The sequence below is a fragment of the Mycobacterium sp. 852014-52450_SCH5900713 genome (genome assembly GCF_001667075.1).
Classification (GTDB): domain Bacteria; phylum Actinomycetota; class Actinomycetes; order Mycobacteriales; family Mycobacteriaceae; genus Mycobacterium.
In genome coordinates this window covers 1-26,189 of the sequence record NZ_LZIL01000074.1, presented here as the reverse complement: position 1 = coordinate 26,189, position 26,189 = coordinate 1, and the positions used below count along the sequence as shown (strand labels likewise).

At 66.8% G+C, this 26,189-nt stretch carries 27 protein-coding genes; 14 read left to right on the top strand and 13 right to left on the bottom strand.

Features of this window, described 5'->3' with window-relative positions:
* The first annotated feature begins 113 nt into the window (after positions 1-113).
* Positions 114-1,019, top strand: coding sequence for a haloalkane dehalogenase (locus tag A5773_RS22360; protein WP_066956908.1), 906 nt, complete (start codon positions 114-116; stop codon positions 1,017-1,019).
* Between the two features lie 38 nt (positions 1,020-1,057).
* Here A5773_RS22360 and A5773_RS22355 read toward each other — a convergent pair whose 3' ends face one another.
* The 3 genes from A5773_RS22355 to A5773_RS22345 are packed head-to-tail and all read right to left on the bottom strand — an operon-like array spanning position 1,058 to position 4,502.
* A complete protein-coding gene (locus A5773_RS22355; protein ID WP_067792614.1) occupies positions 1,058-2,062 on the bottom strand; it encodes a VOC family protein in 1,005 nt (334 codons plus the stop codon).
* Entirely contained in the window at positions 2,059-2,919 is an 861-nt protein-coding gene (locus A5773_RS22350) for an alpha/beta fold hydrolase (protein WP_067792611.1), read from the bottom strand. Before A5773_RS22350 ends, A5773_RS22355 begins: the two co-directional genes overlap by 4 nt.
* Complete coding sequence (locus tag A5773_RS22345; RefSeq protein ID WP_067792608.1) at positions 2,916-4,502, bottom strand: bifunctional 3-(3-hydroxy-phenyl)propionate/3-hydroxycinnamic acid hydroxylase; 1,587 nt, start codon at positions 4,500-4,502, stop codon at positions 2,916-2,918. The genes A5773_RS22350 and A5773_RS22345 overlap by 4 nt, the downstream gene beginning before the upstream one ends.
* Before the next feature lie 95 nt (positions 4,503-4,597).
* Between A5773_RS22345 and A5773_RS22340 the strand changes: the two genes are divergently transcribed.
* The 3 genes from A5773_RS22340 to dmpG are packed head-to-tail and all read left to right on the top strand — an operon-like array spanning position 4,598 to position 7,205.
* Entirely contained in the window at positions 4,598-5,236 is a 639-nt protein-coding gene (locus A5773_RS22340; protein WP_066956920.1) for a TetR/AcrR family transcriptional regulator, read from the top strand.
* Complete coding sequence (locus tag A5773_RS22335) at positions 5,233-6,198, top strand: acetaldehyde dehydrogenase (acetylating) (RefSeq protein ID WP_197507904.1); 966 nt, start codon at positions 5,233-5,235, stop codon at positions 6,196-6,198. The genes A5773_RS22340 and A5773_RS22335 overlap by 4 nt, the downstream gene beginning before the upstream one ends.
* Positions 6,195-7,205: a 4-hydroxy-2-oxovalerate aldolase gene (gene dmpG / locus A5773_RS22330; protein WP_066956923.1), complete on the top strand. Its 1,011-nt coding sequence runs from the start codon at positions 6,195-6,197 to the stop codon at positions 7,203-7,205. Before A5773_RS22335 ends, dmpG begins: the two co-directional genes overlap by 4 nt.
* Positions 7,206-7,239: 34 nt before the next feature.
* On the opposite strand, the gene A5773_RS22325 is transcribed toward dmpG, so the two are convergent.
* On the bottom strand, positions 7,240-7,983 hold the full coding sequence (locus A5773_RS22325) for a 3'(2'),5'-bisphosphate nucleotidase CysQ (protein ID WP_066956926.1): 744 nt from the start codon (positions 7,981-7,983) through the stop codon (positions 7,240-7,242).
* Between the two features lie 163 nt (positions 7,984-8,146).
* Between A5773_RS22325 and A5773_RS22320 the strand changes: the two genes are divergently transcribed.
* Positions 8,147-8,701 carry a hypothetical protein gene (locus tag A5773_RS22320; RefSeq protein ID WP_197505436.1) on the top strand — a complete coding sequence of 185 codons (555 nt, stop codon included), beginning with the start codon at positions 8,147-8,149 and terminating at the stop codon, positions 8,699-8,701.
* 3 nt (positions 8,702-8,704) lie between these two features.
* On the opposite strand, the gene A5773_RS22315 is transcribed toward A5773_RS22320, so the two are convergent.
* On the bottom strand, positions 8,705-9,880 hold the full coding sequence (locus tag A5773_RS22315) for a thiolase family protein (RefSeq protein WP_067792731.1): 1,176 nt from the start codon (positions 9,878-9,880) through the stop codon (positions 8,705-8,707).
* A gap of 168 nt (positions 9,881-10,048) precedes the next feature.
* On the opposite strand from A5773_RS22315, the gene A5773_RS22310 reads away from it, so the two are divergent.
* Both A5773_RS22310 and A5773_RS22305 read left to right on the top strand, forming a co-directional pair.
* Positions 10,049-10,441, top strand: a complete 393-nt coding sequence (locus tag A5773_RS22310; RefSeq protein ID WP_067264002.1) for a hypothetical protein — start codon at positions 10,049-10,051, stop codon at positions 10,439-10,441.
* A 451-nt stretch (positions 10,442-10,892) separates the two neighbouring features.
* Positions 10,893-11,279, top strand: coding sequence for a hypothetical protein (locus A5773_RS22305; RefSeq protein WP_232001943.1), 387 nt, complete (start codon positions 10,893-10,895; stop codon positions 11,277-11,279).
* Between the two features lie 20 nt (positions 11,280-11,299).
* On the opposite strand, the gene A5773_RS22300 is transcribed toward A5773_RS22305, so the two are convergent.
* Positions 11,300-11,887, bottom strand: a complete 588-nt coding sequence (locus tag A5773_RS22300; RefSeq protein WP_067264008.1) for a TIGR03086 family metal-binding protein — start codon at positions 11,885-11,887, stop codon at positions 11,300-11,302.
* Between the two features lie 92 nt (positions 11,888-11,979).
* Here A5773_RS22300 and A5773_RS22295 point away from each other — a divergent pair, with 92 nt between their 5' ends.
* A complete protein-coding gene (locus A5773_RS22295; protein ID WP_066956937.1) occupies positions 11,980-12,867 on the top strand; it encodes a DMT family transporter in 888 nt (295 codons plus the stop codon).
* Here A5773_RS22295 and A5773_RS22290 read toward each other — a convergent pair.
* The gene (locus A5773_RS22290) at positions 12,859-13,233 is read right to left on the bottom strand and encodes a VOC family protein (protein WP_066957013.1); all 375 of its coding nucleotides are present in this window, start codon (positions 13,231-13,233) and stop codon (positions 12,859-12,861) included. The genes A5773_RS22295 and A5773_RS22290 overlap by 9 nt on opposite strands.
* A 145-nt stretch (positions 13,234-13,378) precedes the next feature.
* Between A5773_RS22290 and A5773_RS22285 the strand changes: the two genes are divergently transcribed.
* The 3 genes from A5773_RS22285 to A5773_RS22275 all read left to right on the top strand — a co-directional run bounded on the left by A5773_RS22285 (position 13,379) and on the right by A5773_RS22275 (position 17,302).
* On the top strand, positions 13,379-14,134 hold the full coding sequence (locus tag A5773_RS22285; RefSeq protein WP_066956940.1) for a sensor domain-containing protein: 756 nt from the start codon (positions 13,379-13,381) through the stop codon (positions 14,132-14,134).
* A 199-nt stretch (positions 14,135-14,333) separates the two neighbouring features.
* On the top strand, positions 14,334-15,674 hold the full coding sequence (locus A5773_RS22280) for a magnesium transporter MgtE N-terminal domain-containing protein (protein ID WP_066956944.1): 1,341 nt from the start codon (positions 14,334-14,336) through the stop codon (positions 15,672-15,674).
* On the top strand, positions 15,671-17,302 hold the full coding sequence (locus tag A5773_RS22275; RefSeq protein WP_066956947.1) for an Nramp family divalent metal transporter: 1,632 nt from the start codon (positions 15,671-15,673) through the stop codon (positions 17,300-17,302). Before A5773_RS22280 ends, A5773_RS22275 begins: the two co-directional genes overlap by 4 nt.
* Here the strand turns inward: A5773_RS22275 and A5773_RS22270 are convergent.
* The gene (locus A5773_RS22270; protein ID WP_067264011.1) at positions 17,292-18,317 is read right to left on the bottom strand and encodes a TIGR03617 family F420-dependent LLM class oxidoreductase; all 1,026 of its coding nucleotides are present in this window, start codon (positions 18,315-18,317) and stop codon (positions 17,292-17,294) included. The two genes, A5773_RS22275 and A5773_RS22270, sit on opposite strands and share 11 nt — an antisense overlap.
* 167 nt (positions 18,318-18,484) lie before the next feature.
* Here A5773_RS22270 and A5773_RS26815 point away from each other — a divergent pair, with 167 nt between their 5' ends.
* A complete protein-coding gene (locus tag A5773_RS26815; RefSeq protein WP_066956952.1) occupies positions 18,485-18,715 on the top strand; it encodes an excalibur calcium-binding domain-containing protein in 231 nt (76 codons plus the stop codon).
* Entirely contained in the window at positions 18,697-19,236 is a 540-nt protein-coding gene (locus A5773_RS22260; protein WP_231989225.1) for a hypothetical protein, read from the top strand. The genes A5773_RS26815 and A5773_RS22260 overlap by 19 nt, the downstream gene beginning before the upstream one ends.
* An 11-nt stretch (positions 19,237-19,247) precedes the next feature.
* On the opposite strand, the gene A5773_RS22255 is transcribed toward A5773_RS22260, so the two are convergent.
* Both A5773_RS22255 and htpG read right to left on the bottom strand, forming a co-directional pair.
* Positions 19,248-19,463 carry a hypothetical protein gene (locus tag A5773_RS22255; protein WP_066956957.1) on the bottom strand — a complete coding sequence of 72 codons (216 nt, stop codon included), beginning with the start codon at positions 19,461-19,463 and terminating at the stop codon, positions 19,248-19,250.
* 104 nt (positions 19,464-19,567) lie between these two features.
* Positions 19,568-21,523, bottom strand: a complete 1,956-nt coding sequence (gene htpG, locus A5773_RS22250; RefSeq protein WP_067792727.1) for a molecular chaperone HtpG — start codon at positions 21,521-21,523, stop codon at positions 19,568-19,570.
* 111 nt (positions 21,524-21,634) lie between these two features.
* On the opposite strand from htpG, the gene A5773_RS22245 reads away from it, so the two are divergent.
* Positions 21,635-22,252: a TIGR03085 family metal-binding protein gene (locus A5773_RS22245; RefSeq protein ID WP_066956959.1), complete on the top strand. Its 618-nt coding sequence runs from the start codon at positions 21,635-21,637 to the stop codon at positions 22,250-22,252.
* Positions 22,253-22,299: 47 nt separating this feature from the next.
* Here the strand turns inward: A5773_RS22245 and A5773_RS22240 are convergent, their stop codons facing one another.
* From A5773_RS22240 to A5773_RS22230, 3 genes are all read right to left on the bottom strand, one after another.
* On the bottom strand, positions 22,300-23,847 hold the full coding sequence (locus tag A5773_RS22240) for a class I adenylate-forming enzyme family protein (RefSeq protein WP_066956962.1): 1,548 nt from the start codon (positions 23,845-23,847) through the stop codon (positions 22,300-22,302).
* The gene (locus tag A5773_RS22235) at positions 23,844-24,689 is read right to left on the bottom strand and encodes an acyl-CoA thioesterase domain-containing protein (RefSeq protein ID WP_066956965.1); all 846 of its coding nucleotides are present in this window, start codon (positions 24,687-24,689) and stop codon (positions 23,844-23,846) included. The genes A5773_RS22240 and A5773_RS22235 overlap by 4 nt, the downstream gene beginning before the upstream one ends.
* A 132-nt stretch (positions 24,690-24,821) precedes the next feature.
* A complete protein-coding gene (locus tag A5773_RS22230; protein WP_197505434.1) occupies positions 24,822-25,559 on the bottom strand; it encodes a VIT family protein in 738 nt (245 codons plus the stop codon).
* Positions 25,560-26,189: the final 630 nt, after the last annotated feature.

Sequence of the window (26,189 nt, the reverse complement as noted above, 5' to 3'; positions counted from 1 at the left end):
AACGAACCAGTTTAATGTCCGCGCGACGACTAGCCCAATGAAATCTCCCACTAGACGAACTCGCGTTGTCGCGAGAGGCTAACTCAAGGCGCCCGCCACCGGAGGAGCTGAATATGCATGTGCTACGAACCCCGGACTCCCGATTCGAAAACCTGGAGGGCTATCCGTTCGTAGCGAACTACATCGACGTGGCAGCGACCGACACCCAACCGCTAAGCATGCACTTCCTCGACGAGGGTCCGGCCGATGGGCCGCCGATCGTGCTGCTGCATGGGGAACCCACCTGGAGCTACCTCTACCGGACGATGATCCAGCCGCTGGCCGACGCCGGAAACCGGGTACTCGCGCCCGACCTGATCGGTTTTGGCCGGTCGGACAAGCCCAGCCGGATGGAGGATTACACCTATCAGCGGCACGTCGAATGGGTGACCGCCTGGTTCGAGCGCCTGAATCTCAAGGACGTGACGCTGTTCGTGCAGGATTGGGGATCGCTGATCGGGCTGCGCATCGCCGCCGAGCAGGGCGACCGCATCGCTCGACTCGTGGTGGCGAACGGTTTCCTGCCCACCGCGGACCGCCCGACGCCACCCGCCTTCCACGTCTGGCGGGCGTTCGCGCGCTACTCCCCCGTGCTGCCCGCCGGCCGCATCGTCTCCGTGGGGACCGTCCGCCGCGTTCCTGCCAGGGTGCGGGCCGGGTACGACGCGCCGTTTCCCGACAAGACGTATCAGGCCGGGGCCCGCGCCTTCCCGCAACTGGTGCCCACCTCCCCGGACGATCCGGCGATCCCCGCCAATAGGGCCGCCTGGAAAGCGCTGGGCCAATGGGACAAGCCCTTCCTCGCCATCTTCGGCGCCCGCGACCCCATCCTCGGCAAGGCGGACCGTCCCTTGATCAATCACATCCCCGGGGCCGCGGGCCAGCCGCACGCCCGCATCCGCGCCAGTCACTTCATCCAAGAAGACTCCGGACCTGAACTGGCCGAACGCATTCTGTCCTGGCAGCAAGCGCTGCGCTGACCGCGCCTGGGCGCCGGACGTCAACGCTCCCCTGTCGATCAGTGGTCTGGGATGCCCGCCCCGGCCAGAGCCGGAACTGCGTCCTCATCGCGTAGCAGCGACGCGGCACCGGTCTTGAACTGGGTGAGTTTGTCGATGATCGTCTGCCCCTCTGGAGTGTGGCCCCAGATGCTGATGCCCTGGTGGGTGGTGGGCTCCCAGGTGGCCTCGTCGACGACGATCGGATTCCAGCCGACTTCCCATTCGAACCCCGACGGCGTGACGGCGTAGAAGGACAGCTCCTTGTCGTTGGTGTGCTGGCCCACCCCGAGCGCCATCCGGAAACCCAGTTGCTTGACGCGCTGGTAGGCGGCGGCCATGTCGTCGAGTTCTGCGACCTGGACATTGACGTGCTGGACCCGGGTGCGGATCGGGTTCAGCCTCAGCCGGTTGACCGAAGCGATCGCCACCGTGTGATGCCGCTCGTTGAACCGCAGGAAGCGGATCTTGAATCGGAGGCCGCTGATCGTCTCGTCGATGTAGTCGGACAACCGCGCGTCCAAAACCGTGTCGTAGTAGCCACGCAGCTGATGAGGCTTTGTGGTGGCGACGGCAACGTGCCCCAAACCCGCTGCGCCCGTGACGAACCCGCTCGAAGCCACCATGCGCAACGGCGCGATGCCGGGACGTGCGCGGGTGAAGACCTCCTGGGTCAGGCCGTTCGGTCCGGGGAACCGGACGAGCCGCTCCACGCCGCGCAGCGCCGCCTCCTCGTCGGTGCCCTCGGCCACGGGCACACCATGCTGGGTCACGCGCGCGAGGACGGTGTCGAAGGCGTCGTGGTCGTCGAGCTGCCAGCCGACCGCGGCGACGTCTTCGGCGGGGCCGCGTTGCAGCAAGAACCGGCACTCGTTGTCGTCGAGGCGGAACCGCATGGCGTCGGTTGTCCCGTCGTCGCAGTGCATGCCGATGGCCTCGCGGCCGAATCGCCGCCAGTCGCCGAACTTTTGCGTCTCGATCACCACGTAACCGAGGTGGACCCGGCCGAAAACCGACGGGCTCATCGCTCGTTCTCCAAGAAATCGACGACCAGACGGTTGAACAGTTCGGCGCGTTCCCATTGCATCCAGTGCCCGGTGTGTGAGGTCATCACCAGATCCGCGTTCGGCAGCGCGTTGAGCAGCAGGGGGCCGCCCGATGGCCGGTTCACCTTGTCGTCGCGGCCCCACAGGACGAGCGTCGGTGCCATCAGGGTCCGCAGCCGGCTGTCTCGGGTGAGGTCCATCCGCCACAGGGTGCGCAGCGCCGTGGGGCCGGAGGGGCGGCGCAGCGGCGGATCCGCGACCACCTCCGGGTCGATCGACGCGCGATAGCGCAGGTCGATCAGATCCTCGGGCACCGAGGCACCGTCGTAGACCAGATAGGTTCGGATGAACTGCGCAAGCTTGTCGCGGCTCGGGCCGTCGCCGCCGTAGTAGGAGAGCAGGCTCCGCAATCCGGGCGTGGGCAGGCCCCTCGTCGTGCCAATCCCGCCCGGACCCATCAGCACCAGCTTGCCGACGCGGTGCGGGGTGTCCAGGGCCAGCCGTAGGGCGGCCGCGCCGCCATACGAGTTGCCGACGAGATGGGCGGTATCGATGCCGAGTTCGTCGAGGAGGCCGCGCATCATGTCGGCCAGGTAACCGAACGGGTCGTCTTGGTCGACGCCCTTGACCGACCTGCCGTAGCCGGGCATGTCGGGAACGATGAGCCGGAAATGCGTTGCGAGAGCGTCGATATTGCGCGAATAGTTCGACACTCCCGACGCACCGGGGCCACCACCGTGCAGCAGGACAACGGCCGGTCCGTTCCCCGTCTCGGAGACGAAGATCGGTTTCCCGGCGACGCTTACGGTCCGCTCGTTCAACTGTGTGGTGATCATGCGGTGACTCCGATCGGGGTGGCCGGCAGGGGTGGCGTCAGGTCGATGAAGTCCTTCGGCGGCGCCGGCAGCGAACGGCCCTCGCCGACGGCGGCGAACACGAATCCGTCGGGGCGCAGCACCACCGCCGCCGCCTTCTTGCTCCGAAGCCACCGGGTCAGCGTGCCGTCGTCGTCGCGAATCGCACCGGCCTGCGGCGCGCCGGCCTGGATGGCCACGGCACGAGCGCCCAGCCGCGCCCACCGATCGGTGCCCGGTGGCGCCGCACCGAGGTGCAGGACGGCCCAGCCCCCGCCGATGACGTCGTCCGCCCGCAACCTCTTACCGGTGGCGTCGGTTACCCAGGGTTGCGGCAGCTGCCAACCGACCGCTGCGTGCGCCTCGGATGTGAAACATCCGTCGGGGTAGTGCGCGGGCGGAATCCAAATCAGGCTCTGCCCCGCCTTGAGCACGCCGGGCAGCCGCGTCAGCGCGCGCAGCAAGTGATTTCTCAGGAATGCCAACGACTTTCGACGCTCGGTGATGAGGCGTCCGTTGCGCACCGCGCGACGGGTGACCTCGGTGACGTGGGGTTTGCGCTCGACCTGGTAGCTGTCGAGCAGTGCATCCGGTGCCCGGCCGCGCGACACTGCCGCGAGCTTCCAGCACAGGTTGGCCACGTCGCGCACCCCGGCCGACATCCCCTGGCCGATCCAGGGCGGCATGGCGTGTGCCGCGTCACCGGCCAGGATGACCCGCCCGACGCGCCAGCGATCCGCGACGCGCACGTGGTGGCTGTAGATGACGGCGCGCAGGATCTTCACCTGCTCGTCGGTGACGCCCTGCTCACGCAGGACCTCCCACACCGCCTCGTGGGTGACGAGTCGCTTCTCGTCCTCTCCGGCCCGGGCCGGGTACTCCCAGCGGTGATGCCCCAGCGGAGTCGGGCAGTCCACCGTCGGACGGGTGGGGTTGCAGTGAAAGCGTAATCGGTCGTGACCCTCCCACTCGCGGATCACCTTGGTATCGATGACAACCCAGCGTTCGGCGTACGTGCGTCCCTCGTATCCGACTCCGAGCTGAGCGCGGGTCGGCGACGCGCCGCCGTCGGCGGCGATCACGTAGGAGGCTTTCACGCGTTTGAAGGTGTCGGTGCGCAGGTCGGCGAGCATCAGTTCGACCGCCGAGTCGCCATTGACCAAGCGCAGGCATTCGTGTTCGAGCAACACCTCGACGTTGGGGTACCTGGCCACACCCTCTCGGAGCACGTGGTCGACCGCGGGCTGGTACAGGAACTGCTGCGGTGGATGCCCGCAGCCCCGCGACGTCATGGTGGTTTCGACGAACGGCGCCCCGCCGGCGTCGACCCACGCCAACGGCCGGTCGGGCAGCATGTCCCGCTGCAACCGGTCGGCCAAACCGAGGGACTGCCAGATCCGCATCACCTCTTCATCGGTCGAAATGGACCGCGCGCGCCCGTACACGTCGGGATCGCGCTCGATGACGACGACGTTAAGTCCCATGCGGCCAAGGAGATTCGCGGCGGTGGCGCCCGTGGGCCCATAGCCGATCACCGCCACGTCATAGGTCGGGTGCTCGTTCATTGCCCTCTCGCCTTCGTGTCGGGCTTGTTCTGTAGTGATCGCTACGGTAATGTAATGATCACTACAGAGTCAAGGGCCTCCAGCGAGGAGATTCAGTGGCCGCTAACGACAAGCCGCAAAAGTCGAACAGGCGCCGCCGCGTCGACGGCGAAGCGTCCAGAAGCCGCATCCTGGACGCGGCCACCGAGATCGCCAGCGAGCGCGGCTACGAGGGCACCAGCATCGGCCTGGTCAGCGCCAAGTGCGGCCTGCCGGCCAGTTCCATCTACTGGCACTTCAAAGACAAAGATGATTTGATCGCGGCGGTCATCGAACACAGCTTCGCGCAATGGCTTTCGGCCTGGCAGATGCCCGCCGAAGGGACCGCGCGGGAGCGGCTCGTCTCGATGGTTATGCAGATCGCCAAGGCGCTGCTCGACTCCCCCGACTTCCTGCGCCTCGGTCTGATGCTCGCGCTGGAGCGCCGGCCGGTCGAGCCGCGGGCGCGTGCCATGTTCCTCGCCGTGCGCGCCCAGGCGTTCAAGACGCTCACGCTAGCCATCCGCGATGTCGTCCCGGGGCTGACCGACGCCCAGGTCCACCAGTTGGCCACCTACGCCCTCGCCGGTGGCGATGGCCTGTTCGTCGCCAAGGAGCTCGGCGGTGACTCGGTCGACCTGCTGACGCTGTTTGAGCTGCACGCGAACACCCTCTACGACACCGCGCTGCGCATGGGCGCCGAGAACGCAAAATGAGCCCCGCACAACAGTGGCCGGTGGCCATCATCGGTTCGGGCAACATCGGCACCGACCTGATGCTCAAGATCGTGGGCGGCGACGGTCCGCTCACCGTGGGCGCCATGGTGGGCGTCGACCGTGACTCGGACGGGCTGGCCCGGGCGCGGCGTATGGACGTGCCCGTCACCGCCGACGGGGTCGACGGGTTGCTGAGCATGCCGGACCTTGCCCGCATCAAGCTCGCCTTCGACGCCACTTCCGCCAACGCGCACCGCGCCAACTGGGCGGCCTTGCGAGACAGCGGGATACGAATGCTCGACCTCACGCCCGCGTCGGTCGGCCCGATGTGCGTGCCCGTGGTCAACCTCGACGACCACCTCGACGCACCCAACCTCAACATGGTGACCTGCGGCGGGCAGGCAACGGTGCCGATCGTTGCCGCCGTCGCCAAGACGGGAATCGTCTCCTACGCCGAGATCGTCTCGTCGATCTCGGCGAAGTCCGCCGGCCCGGGCACCCGGGCCAACATTGACGAATTCATCGAAACCACCTCAACCGCAGTGCAAGTTGTGGGCGGCGCGCAGCGCGGCAAGGCCGTCATCATCGTCAACCCCGCCGACCCCCCGGTGCTTATGCGCAACACCGTGTATTGCCTCGTCGACGGGGATGTCGACCACCGCTCGATCGAGAACGAAATCCTCGACGTGGTCGGCCAGGTCGCCGCGTACGTGCCCGGCTATCGGCTGAAGCAAGACGTGCAATTCGAGGTCTTCGGCCACGACGATCCGCTCTACATTCCTGAAACCGGCAAGTTCACGGGTACCCGCGTCACGGTGATGCTCGAGGTGGCCGGCGCAGGCGACTATCTGCCCGCCTACGCCGGGAATCTCGACATCATGACCTCTGCCGCCAAGGCCACCGCAGAGCGCTTGGCCCTGCATGCCATGCACCGCGCCGAAAGTGTCGGGGCCACAACGTGACCCAACACATCTATGTCAGCGACGTGACCCTGCGCGACGGTATGCACGCGGTGCGCCACCAGTACAGCGTCGAACAGGCCACCAACATCGCGCGGGCACTCGACGAAGCGGGGGTCGACTCGATAGAAGTCGCTCACGGTGACGGGTTGTCGGGTTCGAGCTGCGTGTACGGGTTCGGGGCGCACACGGACGCCGAATGGATCGAGGCCGTCGCCGCCGTCGTCGACCACGCGAAGATCGCGACGCTCCTTCTGCCGGGAGTGGGAACTCTGCGCGACCTCAGGCAGGCGCACCGCGCGGGCGCAACGGTCGTGCGCGTCGGCACCCACTGCACCGAGGCCGACATCGCCGCGCCTTACCTGTCCGCCGCCCGCGGCTTGGGCATGGACGCCGTCGGCTTCCTGATGATGAGCCACATGACCAGTCCCGCCGGTCTGGCCGCCCAAGCCAAGCTGATGGAGGGGTACGGAGCCACCTGCGTCTACGTCGTCGACTCGGGCGGTGCGATGACGATGCGCGATGTCGGCGACCGGGTCCACGCTCTGCGCCAAACCCTTTTAACCACAACGGAAATCGGCATCCACGCCCACCACAACCTGTCGCTGGGCGTCGCCAACTCGATCACCGCCGTCGAGCACGGCGCCTACCGAGTCGATGCCTCCCTGGCGGGCATGGGAGCGGGTGCCGGAAACGCGCCGCTCGAGGTGTTCATCGCCGCGGCCTCCCGCCTTGGCTGGCACCATGGCTGCGATCTCCATCGGTTGCAGGACGCGGCCGACGACGTCGTCCGGCCCCTGCAAGACCGGCCCGTACGGGTCGACCGCGAAACCCTGACTCTCGGCTACGCGGGCGTGTATTCCAGCTTTCTACGGCACGCGGAGGCGGCCGCTGCCCGGTTCAGCATCGACGCCCGCACCCTGCTCGAAGAGGCGGGCCGGCGCGGGATGGTGGGCGGCCAGGAGGACATGCTCGTCGACATCGCCCTCGACCTCACCGGTGCTCACTGAACGCAAGATCCCTGCTTTCGCGCGGTGAGGAGCCTCAGCGCGTAACGGCCAGCACGGCTTCGGCCAGCTCGGGCCGGCAGACCACCAGATCCGGCAACTTCGGGTCTGACCGGTTGTAGGCCAGGGCGGACCCGTCGATGCGCGAGGTATGCAGACCGGCGGCGCGGGCCACCGCCACCGGGGCGGCCGAGTCCCATTCGAATTGACCGCCGGCATGCACGTACACGTCGGACAGCCCCTGGACGAGTGAAGCCACCTTGGCCCCGGCGGAACCCATTTCCACCAGCACCCCGTCCAGTGCGTCACGCACGGCGAGGGCGATCGCGGGCGGCCGGGTGCGCGACACCACGATGCGCGGCTTGCCCGGCGCCGCGGGAGGCGAATCGACCTCGGGAGTGGCCAGGGTGATGCCCTGCGCCGGGAGTGCCACCGCACCGGCAACCAGCTCGCCGGCCTCCCACAGCGCGACGTGCACGGCCCAGTCGTCGCGTCCGAGCTCGGAGAATTCCCGGGTGCCGTCCAGCGGATCCACGATCCACACTCGCTGGGAGCGCAGTCGGACCGGATTGTCGATGCCCTCCTCGGACAGCACCGCGTCGTCGGGCCTTTCGTTGGCGAGGGCGGCCATCAGAAAGTCGTGGGATCGCTTGTCTCCCGCGGCTTTCCGCTCGCTCGGTTCGGCGTCGGCGAACTCTTCGCGGACCGTGAGCAACAGCCGCCCGGCCTCGGTGGCCAGCCGTGCGGCCAGTTCGTGGTCGTCCGTCAGTTGCAGGGCCATCACAATCCTTAACTTGGTAGCGTTGACCAACTTTACCCTGCGAGGACGACGCTGACGGGCCCCACCCCGGGTGGGAAGTTCCGGCCGTAATCTGGTGAATGTGAGCGGGGGCAACGTTCCTTTATTGAGCAGGTTGCGACGCATTCCACGGGGGCGTCTGATCGTGGTCGGCATCGTCTCGGTGGTTGCGCTGGGGGGCGTCCTCGCCTTCGTGGGGGCGAAGCTGGCCGAGGGCAACCGCGACGCCGGGCCACCAACGGCCCAGCCGCCGCCACCGCAGAGTTTCGCCATCCCGGGCTGCTACAACCTGTCCGCCCCGCCGCTCGAGCGCCCCAAGCGGCTCAACGTGCTGGGCTGCGCCAGCGTAGCCGTTGCGCTGCAAGACATGTCGTGGAGCTCGTGGGGGCCGCAGGGCGCCGACGGCACAGGCAAGGCCGTCTTCAAGGTCTGCGACCCGAATTGCGCAGCGGGGTATCAGCTCACCGAGCCGGTCGTCGTGCACGCGTGGAATCCGCAACCGCCGCGGCGCGAGGCCATCTGCCAGGTCGGCTTGAACATCTTCGCCGACATGATCCTGTCCTTCCCCAAAGGCGTCCCGCCACCGAACGTGCAGAAGATCAACGCCCAGTACAACGGGCAGCCGGCGGTGCACTTCGCCAACTACTCGAGCGGCGACACGCGCGGCACCCAGTTCATCGGCTACACGTACTGCAACTAGCCGCTAGACCTCGATCACCACGGCGCCGCCCTGGCCGCCGCCCGCGCACATGGCCGCGACGCCGATGCCGCCGCCCCGGCGGGCCAGCTCATAGGCCAGCGTGGTCACCATGCGCGCACCCGAGGCCGCGATGGGATGGCCCAGGCTGCAGCCGCTGCCGGAGAAGTTGACCTTCTCCTCGTCGATGCCGTACTCCCGGCACGCCGCGATCGGCACCGAGGCGAACGCCTCGTTGATCTCCCACAGCGCCACGTCGTTGACCGACAGACCGGCCCGCTGCAGCACCTTGCCGATGACCTTGACCGCTCCCAGGCCGGTGTCCCTGGGGGCGACACCCGCGGCCGCCCACGCCCGGACCGTGCCCATCACGTTCAGGTTCTCGGCGGCGGCGTAGTCGCGGTCGACGAGCGCCACCGCCGCGGCGGCGTCGTTGGTGCCGCTGCTGTTGCCCGCCGTGATCGAGAACCCCTCGATCTCGGGGTGCAGCACTTTGAGCGTCGCGAGCTTTTCGACGGTGGTGTCCCGGCGGGGATGCTCGTCGACGGAGAACTCCGTGACCGAACCGTCGAACTGCGTGATCTTCAGCGGGAGGATCTCGTCGAGGAACTTGCCGGCGTCCATGGCGGCAATGGCGCGCTGATGGGAGCGCGCGGCCCAGGCGTCCATCTCTTCGCGAGTGATGCCTACCGCCTGTGCGGTGTTCCAGCCGACCGTGATCGACATGTCTTTGGCCGGCGCATCGGGGGTCTCGACGTGGGTCGGCGGCATCCAGCGCTCCTCGAACTTCAGCTCGGGGCCGGGGATGCGCCAATTCGTCAGCGGCGTCATCGACAACGACTGCACCCCGCCGGCGATGAGCACACGTTCCATCCCGGAGCCGATCTGGGCCGCGGCGTTGCCGATGGCGGTCAGGCTGCCCGCGCAGTGCCGGTTCACCGACTGGCCGGGAATGTCCTCCACGCCGGTCGCGGTGGCCGCATACCGTGCCAGATCTCCACCGCCATAGTGCGATTCGGCGAAGATGATGTCGTCGATCGCGGAGGGGTCGACGCCGGACCGGCGCACCACCTCGGGAAGCACCGCGGTGATCAGCGTCTCGGGCGGGGTGTTGACGAGCGTGCCCTTGAAGGAGCGGCCGATCGCCGTCCGAACCGCTCCGACAATGACGGGTGTAGCCATGTTCTCAACCTCGAAGGGTCTGGCTGCGATGGGCAGCGCGGATGTCAGCAGATAACGCAAATCGTAACAAATACCGTATGGCCAATAGTAAACGGCCTAAGTTCACCTGGACCGGGTGGACGAAGAGAGTTGACCGGTCGATCTTCACGAACAGGACACAATGGGCCCATGACAACCAGATCAGCCGCCGGCCGTGACACCACCCAACTGGCCGCGTACCGGGTCGCGGCGATGCTCATCGGCGTGGGGACGCTTCACTTCGTGGCGCCCAAACCGTTCGACACCATCGTTCCCGCCGAGCTGCCCGGAAGCGCACGGTTCTACACCTATGCGTCGGGTGTGGCCGAGGTGGGGGTCGGGGCGGCGTTACTGCCGCGACGCACCCGGCGATTGGCCGCGCTAGCGGCGGCCGTGTTGTTCATCGGGGTGTTCCCGGCAAACGTCAACATGTGCCGGTTGTGGTGGAACAAGCCCTGGCCGATGCGGATCGCCGCTCTGGCTCGGCTGCCCCTGCAGATCCCCATGATCACCACCGCGCTCAAGATCAGCCGCAACAGCTGACTCCCACGGCGGGCACATCTGCCGCAGCCGTGCCTGCCGGAGGGGATGCTCGGAGTGCCCGCCTCGCAGCGACTATGCGCGCGGGGCGGCTCCACGTTCCATCGCCCGGTGTTGTCGCTCGGAGGCGGGCAATTTGTGCGGCTCCCGGCGCGGGGACTGGTGTGGCCGGTGTGAACGGTGAGAGGTCGGCACACCCGATCCCTAGGCGCGGCACTCGCCGGTCGCCGCACTCGAATCAATTGTGGGGCAAAAAGAATACAGTTCTTCCAATGCGCGCTGATAGCTTGGCACCGGCGCCTGAGCCGGAAGATCCACATCGGTTCCACCGGCGCAGCGGAAACAATGAGTCGCTCGCAGAAAGACAACCATGGATTCAGCCCGAGCAAATATCGAACTTCTCAAAGCCTGGTTGGACGCCCACAACCGCGGTGACATCACCGCACTCGAGTACATGTCCAACGATGTCGAGATCGTGGAAATGCCAACCGGGGTCGTCTGGCGCGGCCGGCAGGACATGGAGAACCTCGCCCGATTGGCCTATTCCCGCAAGAGTCACAAGAGACTGACTCACATCTTTGCCACCGAGACGGCTGCGTGCATGGAATACGTCACCGTGGTGTCGATGGCGGGCGAGGTGAGCCCGTTCGAGAAGGAATGGGGTCTGCACGGAATCGATATTTCGCGTGCTGAACCGACAAGCGACGTGTTCGAACTGCCGGTTTGCTTCGTATGCGAAATCAAGGACGGCAGAATTCACCGCGCACGGGAATACTGGGACGCCGCCAGCGCGTCGCGTCAGCTGGGTGTGCATGAGCAGCAAGACAATTCAGGCCACTGACGAAGCAGTAGCCGCACCCGTCATCCGCTGCGGTCGACCGAACGCCCGAGGAACGCCATGAGCCGGGCCGTCGGCGTCGCATCCGCCGGCGCGGCTTGGGCCGGACCGAAGCCACCTGGTCGCCGCAACATCTGTTCCGGGGCCGATTCCACCAGCCCACGGCCCAGCGCGAGCAGGTCCTCGGGCAGCTCGATCAGCCGCCCTTGTGAGCGATGGATGTCCCAGGCGTGCATGGCCAAGTCCGAGACGGGATAGGTCAGCGCCCGATGCAACGGAACCTCACCTTCCGGCGATGTCCGCATCCCGTCGAAGTCGGCTTCCGGCAGGGCGTCTCGTAGCCGCGTCGCCAGCTCACGAAGGCGCGCCGCCGGGTCGTCGCACATCCAGTCGGAAGGCTGCGAGGGACCTCCCCAGATCTCGCCGTCCTCCACGAGGGTCACGACTTTCGCTGCGCTGCCGGTGACGTGACCCACCAGCTCGCGCAGGCTCCACCCCTCGAGATTGGATGGCTGGTCCCAGCTGTCCGGTGAAATGTGGTCGACGGCATCGATGAGTAGGTCGAGCGCCTCGGTAGCCATCACGCCGAGCCCGGAGGTCGTGTTGTCCATTCAGCCTCCTAAAGTTCAACGGGAAAACTTCCGCTACCGTCGGCCGCGTACCGTCCAGAAGTCTAGGGTCGCAAGTCACACGGGAGGGCCGCTTGGGCAAGACAGATATCGCAGCGGTTCTCGCGGTCGCCGCCGCCCTGATGGTTGGCATCGGAGACGTCATCCAGCAGCGATCCGCCCAGCAGGTCACCGACAAACCGGTTGGCACCCTCGCGCTATTTCGCCGGTTGCTTCGCGATCGCCAATGGTGGACGGGCAGTCTGGTGGCCGGCGCGGGATTCGGGTTTCAGGCCGCCGCGCTGGGCCTGGGTTCGGTGGTGCTCGTACAGGCCCTGTTGGTGACGTCGCTGCTGTTCGCGCTGCTCATCAGCGCGCGAGCGAACCACCGGAGAATCACTGTGCGGCAAGGGATTTGGGCCGTATTGCTGGCAGCCGCGGTTGCGGTGGTGGTGACGGTCGGCGACCCGCAGGAGGGAACGCCGCGAGGGTCGGTGCATACGTGGACCATCGTGGCGTTGGTCATGGGCCCCGCGCTGATCCTGTGCGTCGCGGGCGCGCGCATGTTCCCGGGCGGGGTCGGCGCGCTGTTGCTGGGCCTGATGTCCGGCTCGCTGTGGGGATTGTTTTCGGTGTTGACCAAGGGCGTGGTCGACCAACTCGACCACGGCATCCCGGCGTTGCTGCGCATACCCGAGCTGTACGTGTGGGTGGTGGTGGCGATCGCGGCCACGGCCTGGGAACAATCGGCGTTTCGGGCCGGCCCGCTCACCGCATCGCTTCCTGCGGTCACCGTCGCCGAGCCGGTCGTCGGATCGGTGCTCGGTGTCACCGTGCTGGGCGAGACGCTGCGAACCAACGACGTCGGCCTAGTCGCGCTCGGGGTATCGGTCACCGTCATGGCCGCGGCGGTGATCGCGCTGGCGCACAGCCAGGCCACCGGCGCCCCGCCAGCCGACGAAAAGCCTGCGGTATCAGCCTGATCGGCCGCGCGAGCCGACTCGGTGCGCCGTGCCGTCCGGATCGACATAGGCGAATTCGCGCAAGCCATAGGGCGTGTCCTGCGGTGGGATCAGGCGGCCATCGAGGCCTTCCAGTGCCGCCCACTCCGCATAGATGGCATCGGCATCGCTGACGTAGAGGTACACGCTGGCGGCGGTGCGCAGCGGGTCGTGCTCATCCCATTCGGTGAGGTGGATCGACACTGATCCACGTTCGACGAAGCCGTAACGATCCGGTCCGTCGTATCGGCGCGCATCGAAGCCGAGTCGTCGATAGCGATCCAGGGCGGCGTCCAAATTTAGGACCGGGACGATCGGCGCTACCGATGTGAAGTCGACTGCGGTCATACCGCGAAGATAGCGTTCGGCACTGAACTTGCCCAAGACAACCGGCAGCTGTCGTACGCTTCGTTCGCGAATAAGTGCTGAATAGGACGACGCGCGGGGGGTGCGCGAATGCTTGATAGCCGAATCAAGTAGGAAGGCACTCGATATGCGCCAGCTGACCAAGGCGCTTGCTAGTGCGGCCATTGGAATGCTGGTCGCCGGCTGCGGCAACAATGACGGCGGCGGCGCTGCCTCGTCATCCGCCATCACCAGCACCAGGGCGTTGTCGTCCAATGCTCCCCTGACGAAGGCCCAGCTGCCCGACCTGATGCTCAGCCCGAGCGAAATCGACACCGCGCTGGGCGTCACCGGAACATCGAGTGACCCACCGAAAACCGCGCTGGAAGAAGACACCGTAAAGCGCACCAATTACACCCTTCCCGCCGAATGCAAGTACGCCATCCACGCGGCTCTGGAACCCGTTTATGCGGACAGCGGTTACACGGCGGTTTACGGCTACCACGACCTTGCACCCGCTCCCCCGGGTGCGAATGACCTGGAAAGCCCTGACGTGTATCAGTTTGTCGTGTTGTTCCCGTCGCCCGACCAAGCGAACGCGTTTTTCACCACCTCGTCGCAGCAATGGCCCGCGTGCGCCAACCGGTCGGACACCGTACCCGCCGATGACACCCATCCCGAACTTCAGTGGAAGGTGGGACCGGTCGCCAACGCCAACGGGGTTCTGAGCGAAACCGTGACCCTGACCGTCAACCGAAACGGCGTGAATGTCACCGTGCCCTGCCAGCGGGCGCTGACCGTCCGCAACAACGTCGTCATCGACGTCGACGCGTGCCGCAAGGACGCGGGCGACCTTGGCGTCAGCCTCGCCAATCAGATCGCCGGGAAAGTCGGCAAGCAATAGGACCTCACTGGCCGCCCGCCGTTTACCTCCCGGCGGTAGCTACTCGCCGGGACCGCGGCGTACGATCTTGCGGCCGGTCAAGCGACGCCACTTGCGCCACCACCGATCCTGGCGGTAAGCCGTAGCTGCACACAATGTCGCGGGCCGGTTTCGTGCAGTCTGCTCGAAGGGTCGGTCGCGGGGTGTCGAGGAGGAGCGAATGAGCGCATCGGAGACGGGGGCGGCCCAACGCAGCGAGGAGCGGCCGGTGATTCACCTTTCGCAATTGCTGCGCGCGCCGGTGCTGGCCCGCGCCGGGGAAACCGTCGGCCGGGTCGAAGACGTGATCGTCCGGCTGCGGGGCGCCGACGAGTATCCACTGGTGACCGGGATCGTTGCCGGGGTCGGCGGTCGGCGTGTGTTCATCGGCGACAAGTCCATCGACGAGTACACCGCGGACCGAGTTCTGTTGACCAAGAACAAGGTTGACCTTCGCGGCTTCGAGCGCCGCGACGGCGAGGTGCTGTTGCGCGCCGATGTGTTGGGCCACCGGTTGATCGACGTGGCCAACGTGGAGCTGATACGCGCCTACGACGTGGAGCTGGAAGACATCGGCGGCGGATGGATGCTGACGCGCGTGGACACCCGACGGCCACCACGATTGTTCGGGCTGATCAAGCAGTCCGGTGGGCACGCTGCTCGGGATTGGAAGGCGTTCGAACCGCTGATCGGCGACGCACGTTCCGACGCGGTGCGGCGCCTGTCGGACCGGTTCGGCGAGTTCAAAGCCGCCGAGATCGCCGACCTTCTCGAGGAGGCGGACAAGGCCGAGGGCGGCGAGATCCTCGACCGGGTGCGCAGCGATCCCGAACTGGAAGCCGACGTGTTCGAAGAACTGGAGCCGGAAAAGGCCAGCCGACTCCTCGACGGCATGCCCGACAACGAGGTCGCCGCGCTGCTGGGCCGGATGCGCGCCGACGATGCCGCGGACGCGATCGCCGACCTGCGCCAGTCGCGGCGCCGGCGGGTGCTGGACATGATGCCGGGCCCGCAACGCACCAAGGTCATCACCTTGATGGGCTTCAATCCCGAAAGCGCCGGCGGGCTGATGAACGTCGACTTCGTATCGGCCGCCGCCACCACGACGGCGGCCGAGGCGTTGGGCGTGATCACCACCGCCAGCGCCATACAGCCGGAGGCGCTTATCAAACTGCATGTGCTCGACGGGGAGGGACGGCTCGACGGCGTGGTCTCGGTGATCACGCTGTTGCAGGCCCCGTCCGGTGAAACCCTTGAGCGGCTAATGGATTCGGACCCGGTGCGGGTCACCGCCGATGCCGACCTGACGGACGTCGCGCTATTGATGGCCGACTTCAACCTCTACTCCATCCCGGTGGTAGACGAACAGGACCGCGTGCTCGGGGTGGTCACCGTCGACGACGTACTCGAGGCGACGATCCCTGAAGACTGGCGCCGGCGTGAGCCCGCTCCGCGCCCCGTCCGCGAGCTCGCCCAACCCGGTGACCCCAATGCGCGCGTGCCGGGAGGTAACGGGCCGTGACGTCAGGTCGCGAAGAGACGGCCCACAGCGCGGTGCTCGACACCGCGCACCTGGGCGATATCGAGGGCGCGTTCGGACGGATCAGCGTCGGCGAAACCGAGCACGCACGCACGTGGAAGACACGGTTGCTGACCCTGCTGGCGATCGTCGGTCCGGGAATCATCGTGATGGTCGGCGACAACGACGCCGGCGGCGTGGCCACCTACGCCCAGGCCGGGCAGAACTACGGCTACTCCCTGCTGTGGGTGCTACTGCTGTTGATACCCGTGCTGATCGTCAACCAGGAAATGGTGGTTCGGCTCGGGGCGGTCACGGGCGTCGGACACGCGCGGTTGATCAACGAGCGCTTCGGCCGCGGCTGGGGCTGGTTCTCGGTGGGCGACCTGTTCTTGCTGAACTTCTTGACGATCGTCACCGAGTTCATCGGTATCAGCCTGGCCGCCGAGTACATCGGCGTCTCCAAATACGTGGTGGTGCCGGTGTCGGCGGTGGCACTGGTCGCGATCATGGCAAGCGGAAGCTTCCGGCGCTGGGAGCGCGCCATGTTCGTCTTCATCGCCGTCACCCTGCTACAGATCCCGATGCTGCTGATGTCTCACCCGCAGTGGGCCCAGGCGGCGAAATCCTTCGTGATACCGCGTATTTCGGGCGGCGTGAGCTCGGACGCGGTGCTGCTCATCATCGCCATCGTGGGCACCACCGTGGCGCCCTGGCAGCTGTTTTTCCAGCAGTCCAACGTTGTCGACAAGCGCATCACCCCGCGTTTCATCGGCTACGAACGCGCCGATACCGTGCTGGGCGCCTTCGTCGTCGTCATCGGCGCGGCCGCGCTGGTGATGACCGGCGAATGGGCGGCACGTTCCACCAACACCATCGGCGGTTTCATCGACGCCGGCGCCACCGCCCACCTCCTTGGGGAACATCGGGGGACGCTGGGCTGGATCTTTGCGATCGTCCTGATGGACGCCTCGATCATCGGCGCCGCCGCGGTGACGCTGGCCACCAGTTACGCCTTCGGTGACGTGTTCGGCCTGAAGCACTCGCTGCACCGCGGATTCGCCGATGCCAAGCAGTTTTACCTCTCCTACACCGCCATGGTGGCGGTGGCCGCGGCCGTCGTTCTGATACCGGGTGCTCCGCTGGGTCTGATCACCACCGCCGTTCAGGCCCTTGCCGGCCTACTCCTGCCCAGTGCCAGCGTCTTTCTGCTGCTGCTGTGCAACGATCGGGAAGTGTTGGGGCCGTGGGTCAATCGCCCGTGGCTCAACGGGGTTGCCGGGTTGATCGTCGGCACGCTGCTGCTGCTGTCCGGAATCCTGATGGCCACCACCCTGTTCCCCCAACTCGATGTCCTCGCGGTGGCCGGCTACCTGGCCCTGGTCCTGATCGTCCTCGCCGCTGGGGCTGTACCCGCGCTCCGCTGGATGGCCCGGCGGCAACCCGCGGCGCCCCCGGCACCACTGCCGGCACGCGGAGTGGACCGCAATACCTGGCGCATGCCACCACTGACCCTGCTGGAGCCGGTCACCTGGTCACCGGGCACCCGTCTCGGGATGATCGCACTGCGGGGCTACCTGATCCTCGGCGCATTGCTATTGGTGGTCAAGGCAATACAGCTCAGTCACTGACCGCTTGTCGTATCCGACGGGCCACCTCGCCGTACCGCTCGAAACGCTCCGGATCACCCACGGCGTTGTAAAGCACGAGCCGCGTGGCCATTCCGGCATATTTCTCCTTCAGCGCGTCCGCCAACCCGTCCCACGACGACTCGGTGGCAAAGACCGCGATGTGCTCGTCGCTGACCTGGGCCGCCATCCCCGCGAAGTCCCCGGCCTTCTGCTTCTCGCGAATCCGGGCGGTCGTGCCCTCGAACCCGGCCTGGTCCCAGATGAACGCGTAATTCGGTGTGCTGCCGTAGAAGGCCATGCTGGCTCGCACCACTTCGCGTTGCTTGTGGAGCTCTTCGTCGCCGTCGCCGACGATGGTCATCACCGGGACGATCACGGCGAGGTCCGACGGCGAGCGTCCCGCCTTCGCCGCTCCGTCGGCGACGTTCGGCAGGACGTGACGGGCGATGTAGCCGGGCTCGCCGATCGGGTGCACGTGCACCCCATCGGCCACTTCGCCCGCCATCCGCAGCATCCACGGATTGACCGCTGCGATATCGACTTTCGGATCGGGCGCCTCGATCGGACCCGGGCTCCATTGCGGGGTGATGAAGTCGAGGTCATAGAAATCGCCGTGGTGCTCGAGCGTCCCGGATCTAAACGCCGCGAAGCACGCCTTGACGGCGAACAAGTAGTCGCGCAGCCGGGGGCCGGGCCGCTCGAACGCCACGCCGTAGCGCCGGACGACGTGGGTGCGCACCTGGGTGCCCAGGCCCAGCCGGAAGTTTCCGCCGGTCGCTTCCTGAAGCTCCCACGCCGTGGCTGCCGTGACGAAGGGGCTGCGCGGGAACGCCACCGCCACGCCCGTGGACAACGCGAGGCCCGGAGCGGCCTGCGACGCCACGGCGGCGTTGAGGTAGGCCGTGCGCCCCGTCTCGGTGAACAGCAAACCGGAGAATCCGGCCGATTGCGTGCGCCGGGCCAAGTCGCCGATCTGGTGTAGCGGCTGAGGGACCGTCATCGCGTCGACGTGCATTCCTCGGAGCCTACGTGGGGCCGAGCGCTGTGCGGGCCGCGGGACAACCGCGCCGCCGATATCCACCTCTTGCTGGGCGGCCGGTTCACAGTGTTAGCTCTGTAGACAACAGCAACCACATCGGTATCGCTAATAGGAGGATTTCGAACATGCTTCGTGGATGGGTCATGGCCGGAGCAATCGCAGTGGGAATTGCCCTGGCTCCCCCGGCCCTGGCCGCCCCGTCGACGACGACAACCACGACGACGACCTCACCGACGACGGGTGGCAGCGTTTACTACCCGAACTGCAAAGCGGCGTGCGCCGCCGGCGCCGCCCCGATCTACGCGGGGCAGCCGGGATACCGGGCGCCGCTCGATCGTGACGGCGACGGCATCGCGTGCGAAGTCTGCCACTGACGCTGCGGCGCTCGACGTCCGTGCCCACGGCGCGAAGGCTCGCCATCATCTCGATCGCCTGGGCCGGTCTCCTGGCGTGCGGGTCGCAGCACGCCGCACCGCCCAACGCCTCGGGTTCGGGCGCGACAACGTCGTCGACGACTCCGAGCTCGAGCGCATCTAGAGCGGTCGCCCCGCCCGCGACCACCAGCACGCCGGCGTGCGTCGGGTTATCGATATGTCCGCCACCGCCGCCGGATGCCGAGGGAAATCCGGCGTGCTACTACGCCGACGGGTGGCGCGCCGACTCCTCAGGTGCCGGGATCGAGGTGTGGTACTTCCGTGACCCGAAAGACCCGTCCCAGCAGGCCAAGATCACGGCGCTGGTGCGCAAGAAGGATGGGACCAACGAATCCCAGGACGCCGACATCGCCGCCGACCAACAAGTGCATCGGTTCGGGTTCCCCAGCGTCGCGCCGGCGGCGGTGCAAGAGGTGTTGCTCAGCAGCGTCAGCGGCCGCTGCTTTGTCATCGGCGGCTGACGCCCGCGTGCTCAGCGTCTCGGGGGACGGTGGCTCACTGGAGCGGTAAAGCCTTGGGTGTCGTCGAAGTGGGCCCACTGCCCGTCGTCGTTGACCTCCATGCGCCAACCCAGCTCGGTACTGCCGCCAATCGAGTGGGTGAACCAGGCGTGCGCGGACTCCGCGCTGGCAAAATCCTTCGTCGCGATGACCCGCCCACGTGGGTCGATGACGCGAAACTCAGCCATGGGATGTGATTATCCCTGCCAGCGGCTTTTCAATCGAGCTAATCGCCCATTTGCCGACAAAGCCGACAGCGAACGGTGTTCTCGCGGATCTGGCAAATCCCGGACTACACGGTGCGGGTCAAGCGGTCAGCCAGCAGCTCGGCGAACCTCGCCGGATCGTCGAGCGCGCCGCCTTCGGCGAGAAGTGCTGTGCCGTAAAGCAATTCGGCGGTCTCGGCGACCTCAGCAAGTGCGACGTCGCCGTCAGCCTTCTTTTGCGCCTCGCGCAGCCCGGTCACCAGGGGATGGTTGGGGTTGAGTTCGAGGATCCGCTTGCCGACCGGGATGTCCTGCCCGGACGCACGGTAGAGCCGGGCGAGGGCGGGGGTGATTCCGAACGCGTCGGTGATCAGGCAGGCCGGCGAGTCCGTCAGGCGGCTGGAAAGCCGTACCTCCTTGACGTGCTCGCTCAACGTCTCCTTCATCCAGGTCAGCAAGTCGGCGAATTCCTTCTGCTGCTCCTCGCGCTCCGCCTCGCTCTCGTCGCCTTCGGAGCTGAGGTCCACCTCGCCCTTGGCGACCGACTGCAGCGGCTTGCCGTCGAACTCGGTCACGGTTCCCACCCAGACTTCGTCGACCGGGTCGGTGAGCAGTAGGACCTCGTAACCCTTGGCTTTGAACGCCTCGAGGTGCGGCGATTTCAGGATCTGTTGCCGCGTCTCCCCCGTGGCGAAGAAGATCTGCTCTTGGCCGTCCTTCATGCGCTCCACGTACTCGGCGAGGGTGGTGGCCTCCTCCTCGCTGTGCGTCGAGGCGAACGAGGATATTTGCAACAGGGTGTCCCGGTTGTCGAAGTCCGACAGCAGCCCCTCTTTGACGACTCTGCCGAACTGGGTCCAGAAGTTGCGGTAGTCGTCCGGCCGGTCGGACTGCAGTTCCTTGATGGTGGAGAGGACCTTCTTGGTGAGGCGCCGGCGAATCGCCTTGATCTGCCGGTCCTGCTGCAGGATTTCGCGCGACACGTTGAGCGACATGTCCTGGGCGTCGACGACGCCCTTGACGAAGCGCAGGTATTCGGGCATGAGCTGGTCGCAATCGCCCATGATGAACACCCGCTTGACGTACAGCTGAATCCCGGTCTGAGCGTCGCGGTTGAACAGGTCGAACGGCGCGTGGGACGGGATGAAGAGCAAGGCCTGGTATTCGAAGGTGCCCTCGGCCTTCATCGCGATGATTTCGAGCGGGTCATCCCAGGCGTGCGCGATGTGCTTGTAGAACTCCTGGTATTCCTCCTCGGAGACCTCTTCCTTGGGCCGCGCCCAAAGCGCCTTCATCGAGTTGAGGGTCTCGGTATCGATGACGACCTCTTCGCGGGTCTCTTCCGAGCCTTCCTCGACAGGAACCTGGATCCGCCGTTCGACCTCCATCCGGATCGGCCAGGCGATGAAGTCGGAGTACTTCTTCACCAGGCCCCGGATCTTCCACTCCGAGGTGTAGTCGTGCAGCTCGTCCTCGGCGTCCTCGGGCTTGAGGTGCAGCGTGACCGACGTTCCCTGCGGAGCGCTCTCGACGGCTTCGATGGTGTAGGTGCCCTCGCCGCTCGACTCCCATCGGGTCGCTTCGCTCTCGCCGGCCTTGCGGGTGAGCAGCTCGACCTTGTCGGCGACCATGAAGCTCGAGTAGAAACCGATGCCGAACTGACCGATCAGTTCCTCCGAGGCGGCCTCGTTCTTGGCGTCCTTTGCCTCCCTCAACTGCTGGCGCAGTTCCGCGGTGCCCGACTTGGCCAGGGTGCCGATCAGACCGACGACCTCGTCCCGCGTCATACCGATGCCGTTGTCACGGATGGTCAGCGTGCGTGCGTCCTTGTCCACCTCGACCTCGATGTGCAGGTCGGAGGTGTCCACGTCGAGGTCCTTGTTCCGGAAGGCTTCCAGCCGGAGCTTGTCCAATGCGTCGGAGGCGTTCGAGATCAACTCCCGCAGAAACGAATCCTTATTGGAATAGACGGAGTGGACCATCAGGTCCAGCAACTGTCGGGCCTCTGCCTGAAACTCCAACTGCTCGACACGCGCGTTCATCGACATTCCCTACATTTCTCCCAGGACATGACGTTTCAAATTTACCGAGGTGCGAAGCGCTCGTGTCCGGGGGTTCGCCCGTAGCGATCACGTCGGGCCTACGCTGAACAGATGTCTGTTGCTCAACGCGAACGAGCCGCCCTTGTCGACACTCTGCGCGGCGTGGGACCCGATGCGCCCACCCTCTGCGAAGGGTGGAAGACGCGGGACCTCGCCGCCCACCTCGTCATCCGCGAGTACCGGCCCGACGCCGCTCCGGGCATCGTCATCCCCTTCTTCGCCCAGCACACCGAGAAGGTCCAGGACCAGACGGCCGAGACCGAGTGGGGCGAGCTGGTGGACAAGGTCGCGTCCGGCCCGCCGGTGTACTCACCGCTCAAGCTGCTCGACGCGGTGGCCAACGTCGCCGAGATGTTCATCCATCACGAGGACGTGCGCCGCGCCCAGCCGGGCTGGAACCCGCGCGAGCTGGAGCCCGCCCTGGCCGCCAGGCTGCGCCGCACCCTGCCGCTGATGGCCCGGGTCACGCTCGCCAAGGTGCCGGGCCGGGTGGCGTTGCGCACCCCGGAGGGCAAGACGCTGCTGACTGCGGGCCGAGGCCCGGCGGTCACGGTGACCGGTGCACCTGAGGAGCTGCTGCTGTTCGCGGTCGGGCGCTCCGCTCGAGTGGAGTTCGACGGCGACGCATCCGCGGTACAGGCCGTCCGGGATGCGCCCAAAGGGCTTTAGTCGCTCGACGACCGCACCCTCAACTTTTCTCGTGACTGTCTCGATGATCAGCCGAAGGCCTCGCGAAGCTCTTTCTTGACCACCTTGCCGAATTGATTGCGCGGCAGCGCATCGACGATCACGAGGCGCTCGGGATGTTTGTAGCGGCTCAGTCCGCGTGAATGGCAGTGCCGCACCAGCGATTCCAACGACAGGCCCTCAGCCGACGCCGGCACCACCACCGCGCATACGCGCTCACCGGTGCGTGGGTCGGGGACCCCGATGACCGCGACGTCGGCGACCGCGGGATGGGTGGCCAGCACATTCTCGACTTCGAGGGCCGACACGTTCTCCGCGTTGCGGATGATCGCATCCTTGATGCGCCCGGTCACGCGGACGTTGCCGTCCTCGTCGACCAGCCCGAGATCGCCTGTGCGGAGCCAGCCGTCCTGGTCGAACGCGTCGGCGTCGAGCGTGGCGTCCGCGTACCCGAGAAAGCACTGCGGTCCCTTGAGGCGCAGCTCACCTTCCTGCCCGACGGGCAGTTCGGCTTCGTCGCCGCCGACCACCCGGACACTGACTCCCGCCGTCGGCGCGCCGACAGTGTGGTCGAGCGACTCGGGCGCGGCGCTCAGCGATGGTGAAGCCGCCACCGGGAATTCGGTGAGCCCCCACGCGTTGGCGATGCCGGGCAGGCCGAAGGCCTCGCGGATTTGGCGGCCCAGTTCGGCCGTGATCGGCGCGCCGCCGGCCAGGCAGCCGCGGAGGAAGGGAAACAGCGGCTGGTCGCCATGGGCTCGTTGGGCCTCGAGGAATCCGACGAAGAACGGGGTTGCCGTGCCGAGGAAAGTCGGTTTGTGCTCCGCGATGGAAAACGGTGTCGTCGCCGGGTCGAATACCTCAAAGAGCGCCAGCCGCATGCCGGTTCGCAGCGCGGCGGCCAGCATGACCGCCCCGCCGATGTGCGCGACCGGAAAGGCGATGGGATCGACGTCGCTGCCGGTGATGCCGATCGCGCTGACCAGTCCTGATGCGCCGGCGATCACCGATGCGTCGGTATGGCGGATTCCTTTGGGCGCCGCGGTGGTTCCCGACGAGTAATAGACCCAGCGCGCGTCGCGGGCGGACGCCGGCGGCGGCCCGAGCGCGTCCGTGGCAGCGCGGGGCAGCCGCAGCTTGCCGTCGTCCGGCGGCGTCGCCAAGTCAACGGTGATGACTTCGAAGCCCCGCGTCGCGGCCAGGTTCCGCGCCAGCGCGCCGTACTCGAATCCGCGCCAAAGTTTGGGCACCACAAGGTATTCCGAGGACAGCTGCTCGGTGATGAAGCCGACCTCGTGCTCTCGCAGTATCGGGATGATGGGATTTTGCACCGCGCCGATCCGGGCCAGCGCCGCCATGACGACCATGGTCTCGAGCGTGGTCGGCAGCTGCCAGGACACGACGGTTCCCGCGCGAATCCCGCGTTCGGTGAACGCGGCGGCGGTCGCGCAGGCGGCATCGTGGAACTCACGGGTGGTCAGGCTGCGCCCCATGTCATCGGCGAGCAGCGGCCGCGGCGAGGCCTGCGCCGCGTCGGCAATCAGCGTCCAGTAGGTGGCGTCGCTCCCGATGCTCATTCGTTCGTCGGATTGACCTGCGTCGGGCGGAATCCCGAGTGGGCTATCGCGACCGACACAGCACTGCCGATGGGCCCCTTGCGGTCGACGAGCACGGCCGACCCCGTGGCCACGCCCTCATGGCTGTAATGCGTCAACGACGCCATGCCGATATGGGGCCCTTCGGGCAGCCGGCTCAACGTGAGCGTGTAGTCGGCGTTGATGAATTGCAGACCGTTCGTGCCCCAGTTGGCAAGGGACGCCGTGATATCGGCCGCCATGGCCGCGCGGGTGAAGGCACTGAGCGGTTCGCCGTCGATGAGGCAGCGTGTCTCATAGAGCCAGGTGTATTTCGGACCGGAGGTGTCAACCCATTCGGGATCGCGATTCTGCAGTTCGGTGCCCCAGCCATAGGTGCGCATGAACAGCGTGGGTTGCGCGCCGTCCTCGATGGGTAGCGGCGGCATCTGCAGATTCGGCGACCACACCTGCCCCTCCGGCTGAGGGCCGCGCCGTAGGAACAAGGCGCTCCCCCGCGCCACGGGGACACCACGCTGGGTGAGGACCGCCTCGACGAGGCGTAGCCGCCGACGATCGTGGTGCACGGTGGTGTGCACCTCGATGGGTTCCAGCGCGGCCGGTGCGGGAAGGTCGACGGTCAGCCGCGCGGGTTGCAGTTGTGGGTCGTCGACCGCGCGTTCAACGGCCCAACCCAGCAGTCCGCCAACCACGTGCCCGCTGAGCGAGGGGCCCCACCCACCGCGCCCGATCGGATTTGGCACGAAACGGGTTTCGTCGCGCTGGAAGTACGGCGTCTGCGCCGCTGAATCAACGTCATCCGGCACGAAATTCGTTTCGGTCAATGCGCGACGCTCCGCCCAGAGTTGGGTCCCCCGTGTGGGGATGGCAACAGTTGATATTACTGTTTGAATTCCAGTCCCCCGGGCCGACCTCTCTCAGGTCAATCCCCTAGCCGAGCAAGGGTGTTGGCACCCTTAGGCGATCGCCGCACCGACCAAGTGGCCGATCACGTATGTGATCGACAACGCGAGACCACCTCCGATGACATTGCGCAGGACCGCCCGGCCCCTCGGCGCCCCACCCAAACCGGCCGATACCGCCCCGGTGAGCACCAGCGCGGCGAGTACCGCGGCCACGGTGACCGGGATTCTCCACGTCGCGGGCGGCGCCAAGATCGCGATCAACGGCAGGAGGGCGCCGACTGCGAACGACAGCGCCGAGGAAGACGCGGCCTGCCACGGGTTGGTCAGCTCCTCGGGATTGATACCGAGTTCGACTTCGGCATGGGCGAGGAGCGGATTGTGGTCAGTGAGTTCCTCGGCCACGGTGCGCGCGGTCGCGGCGTTCAGGCCTTTGGCTTCGTACAGGGCGGCAAGCTCGTCCAACTCGGCGGCCGGATCGTCACGCAGCTCCTGGCGCTCCTTGTGCAACAGCGCCTTCTCGGTGTCACGCTGGGTGCTCACCGACACGTATTCGCCCAGCGCCATCGACACGGCCCCGGCGACCAGTCCGGCGGTGCCGGCGGTCAATACCGGAGCGCGTTCCACCGTCGCGGCCGCGACTCCCACCACGATGCCCGCCGTCGAGACGATTCCGTCGTTGGCGCCCAGGACTCCGGCGCGCAACCAATTCAATTTCGATGACACCGAACCCGAATGCGGTTCGGACGGATGCGGATGCGACGGACTCGACACGGCCGCAACGATATACATCAAAGACCCGCTCGACTAGGAAACGTAGCCTTTCCAAAGCGGCTACCAGCCTCTCGGCCTCGCCGGGTCTCCTGAAGGCGGCCGTGTCAAGCCGGCGTCGATCCGCGACACGTAAACGTCTGCGGCGACACGCCGTCGCGGGTCGCAGTGGTTTATATCTCGCGGTTCCCCCGGGGGCCGTCCATCTTCCGTTACGCCGACACCCAGGTCGGCGCGCCCCAGAAGTTCTGCTTGGGCCACGCACAGCCGATGCATAGGCAAGCTATCTATGGTCGGTTTGTGTAAGGGGGGATTCCGAGGCATTCACTAATAGTTAGACAGGTGAAGGACTATGAAATTTAAGCAAATACTTGGGGGGATAACCGTCGCCGGTGCCCTGAGCGCCGCAGTGTTGGGCATGGGGGGCGGCGTCGCCAACGCCGCTCCGGGAGCGCCGCCGCCCGGTCCTGCCGGTAACCACGGTGGTCCGGCTCCCGGAGGTGTCCATCCGCCGAACGCACCCGGTGACCCGGGCGGACCCGGCGGCCCGGGTGGGCCGGGTGGACCAGGCGGACCCGATCATCCCGGCGGACCTCCGGGTGGACCCGGCGGACCCGATCATCCGGGCGGACCTCCCGGTGGCCCCGGCGG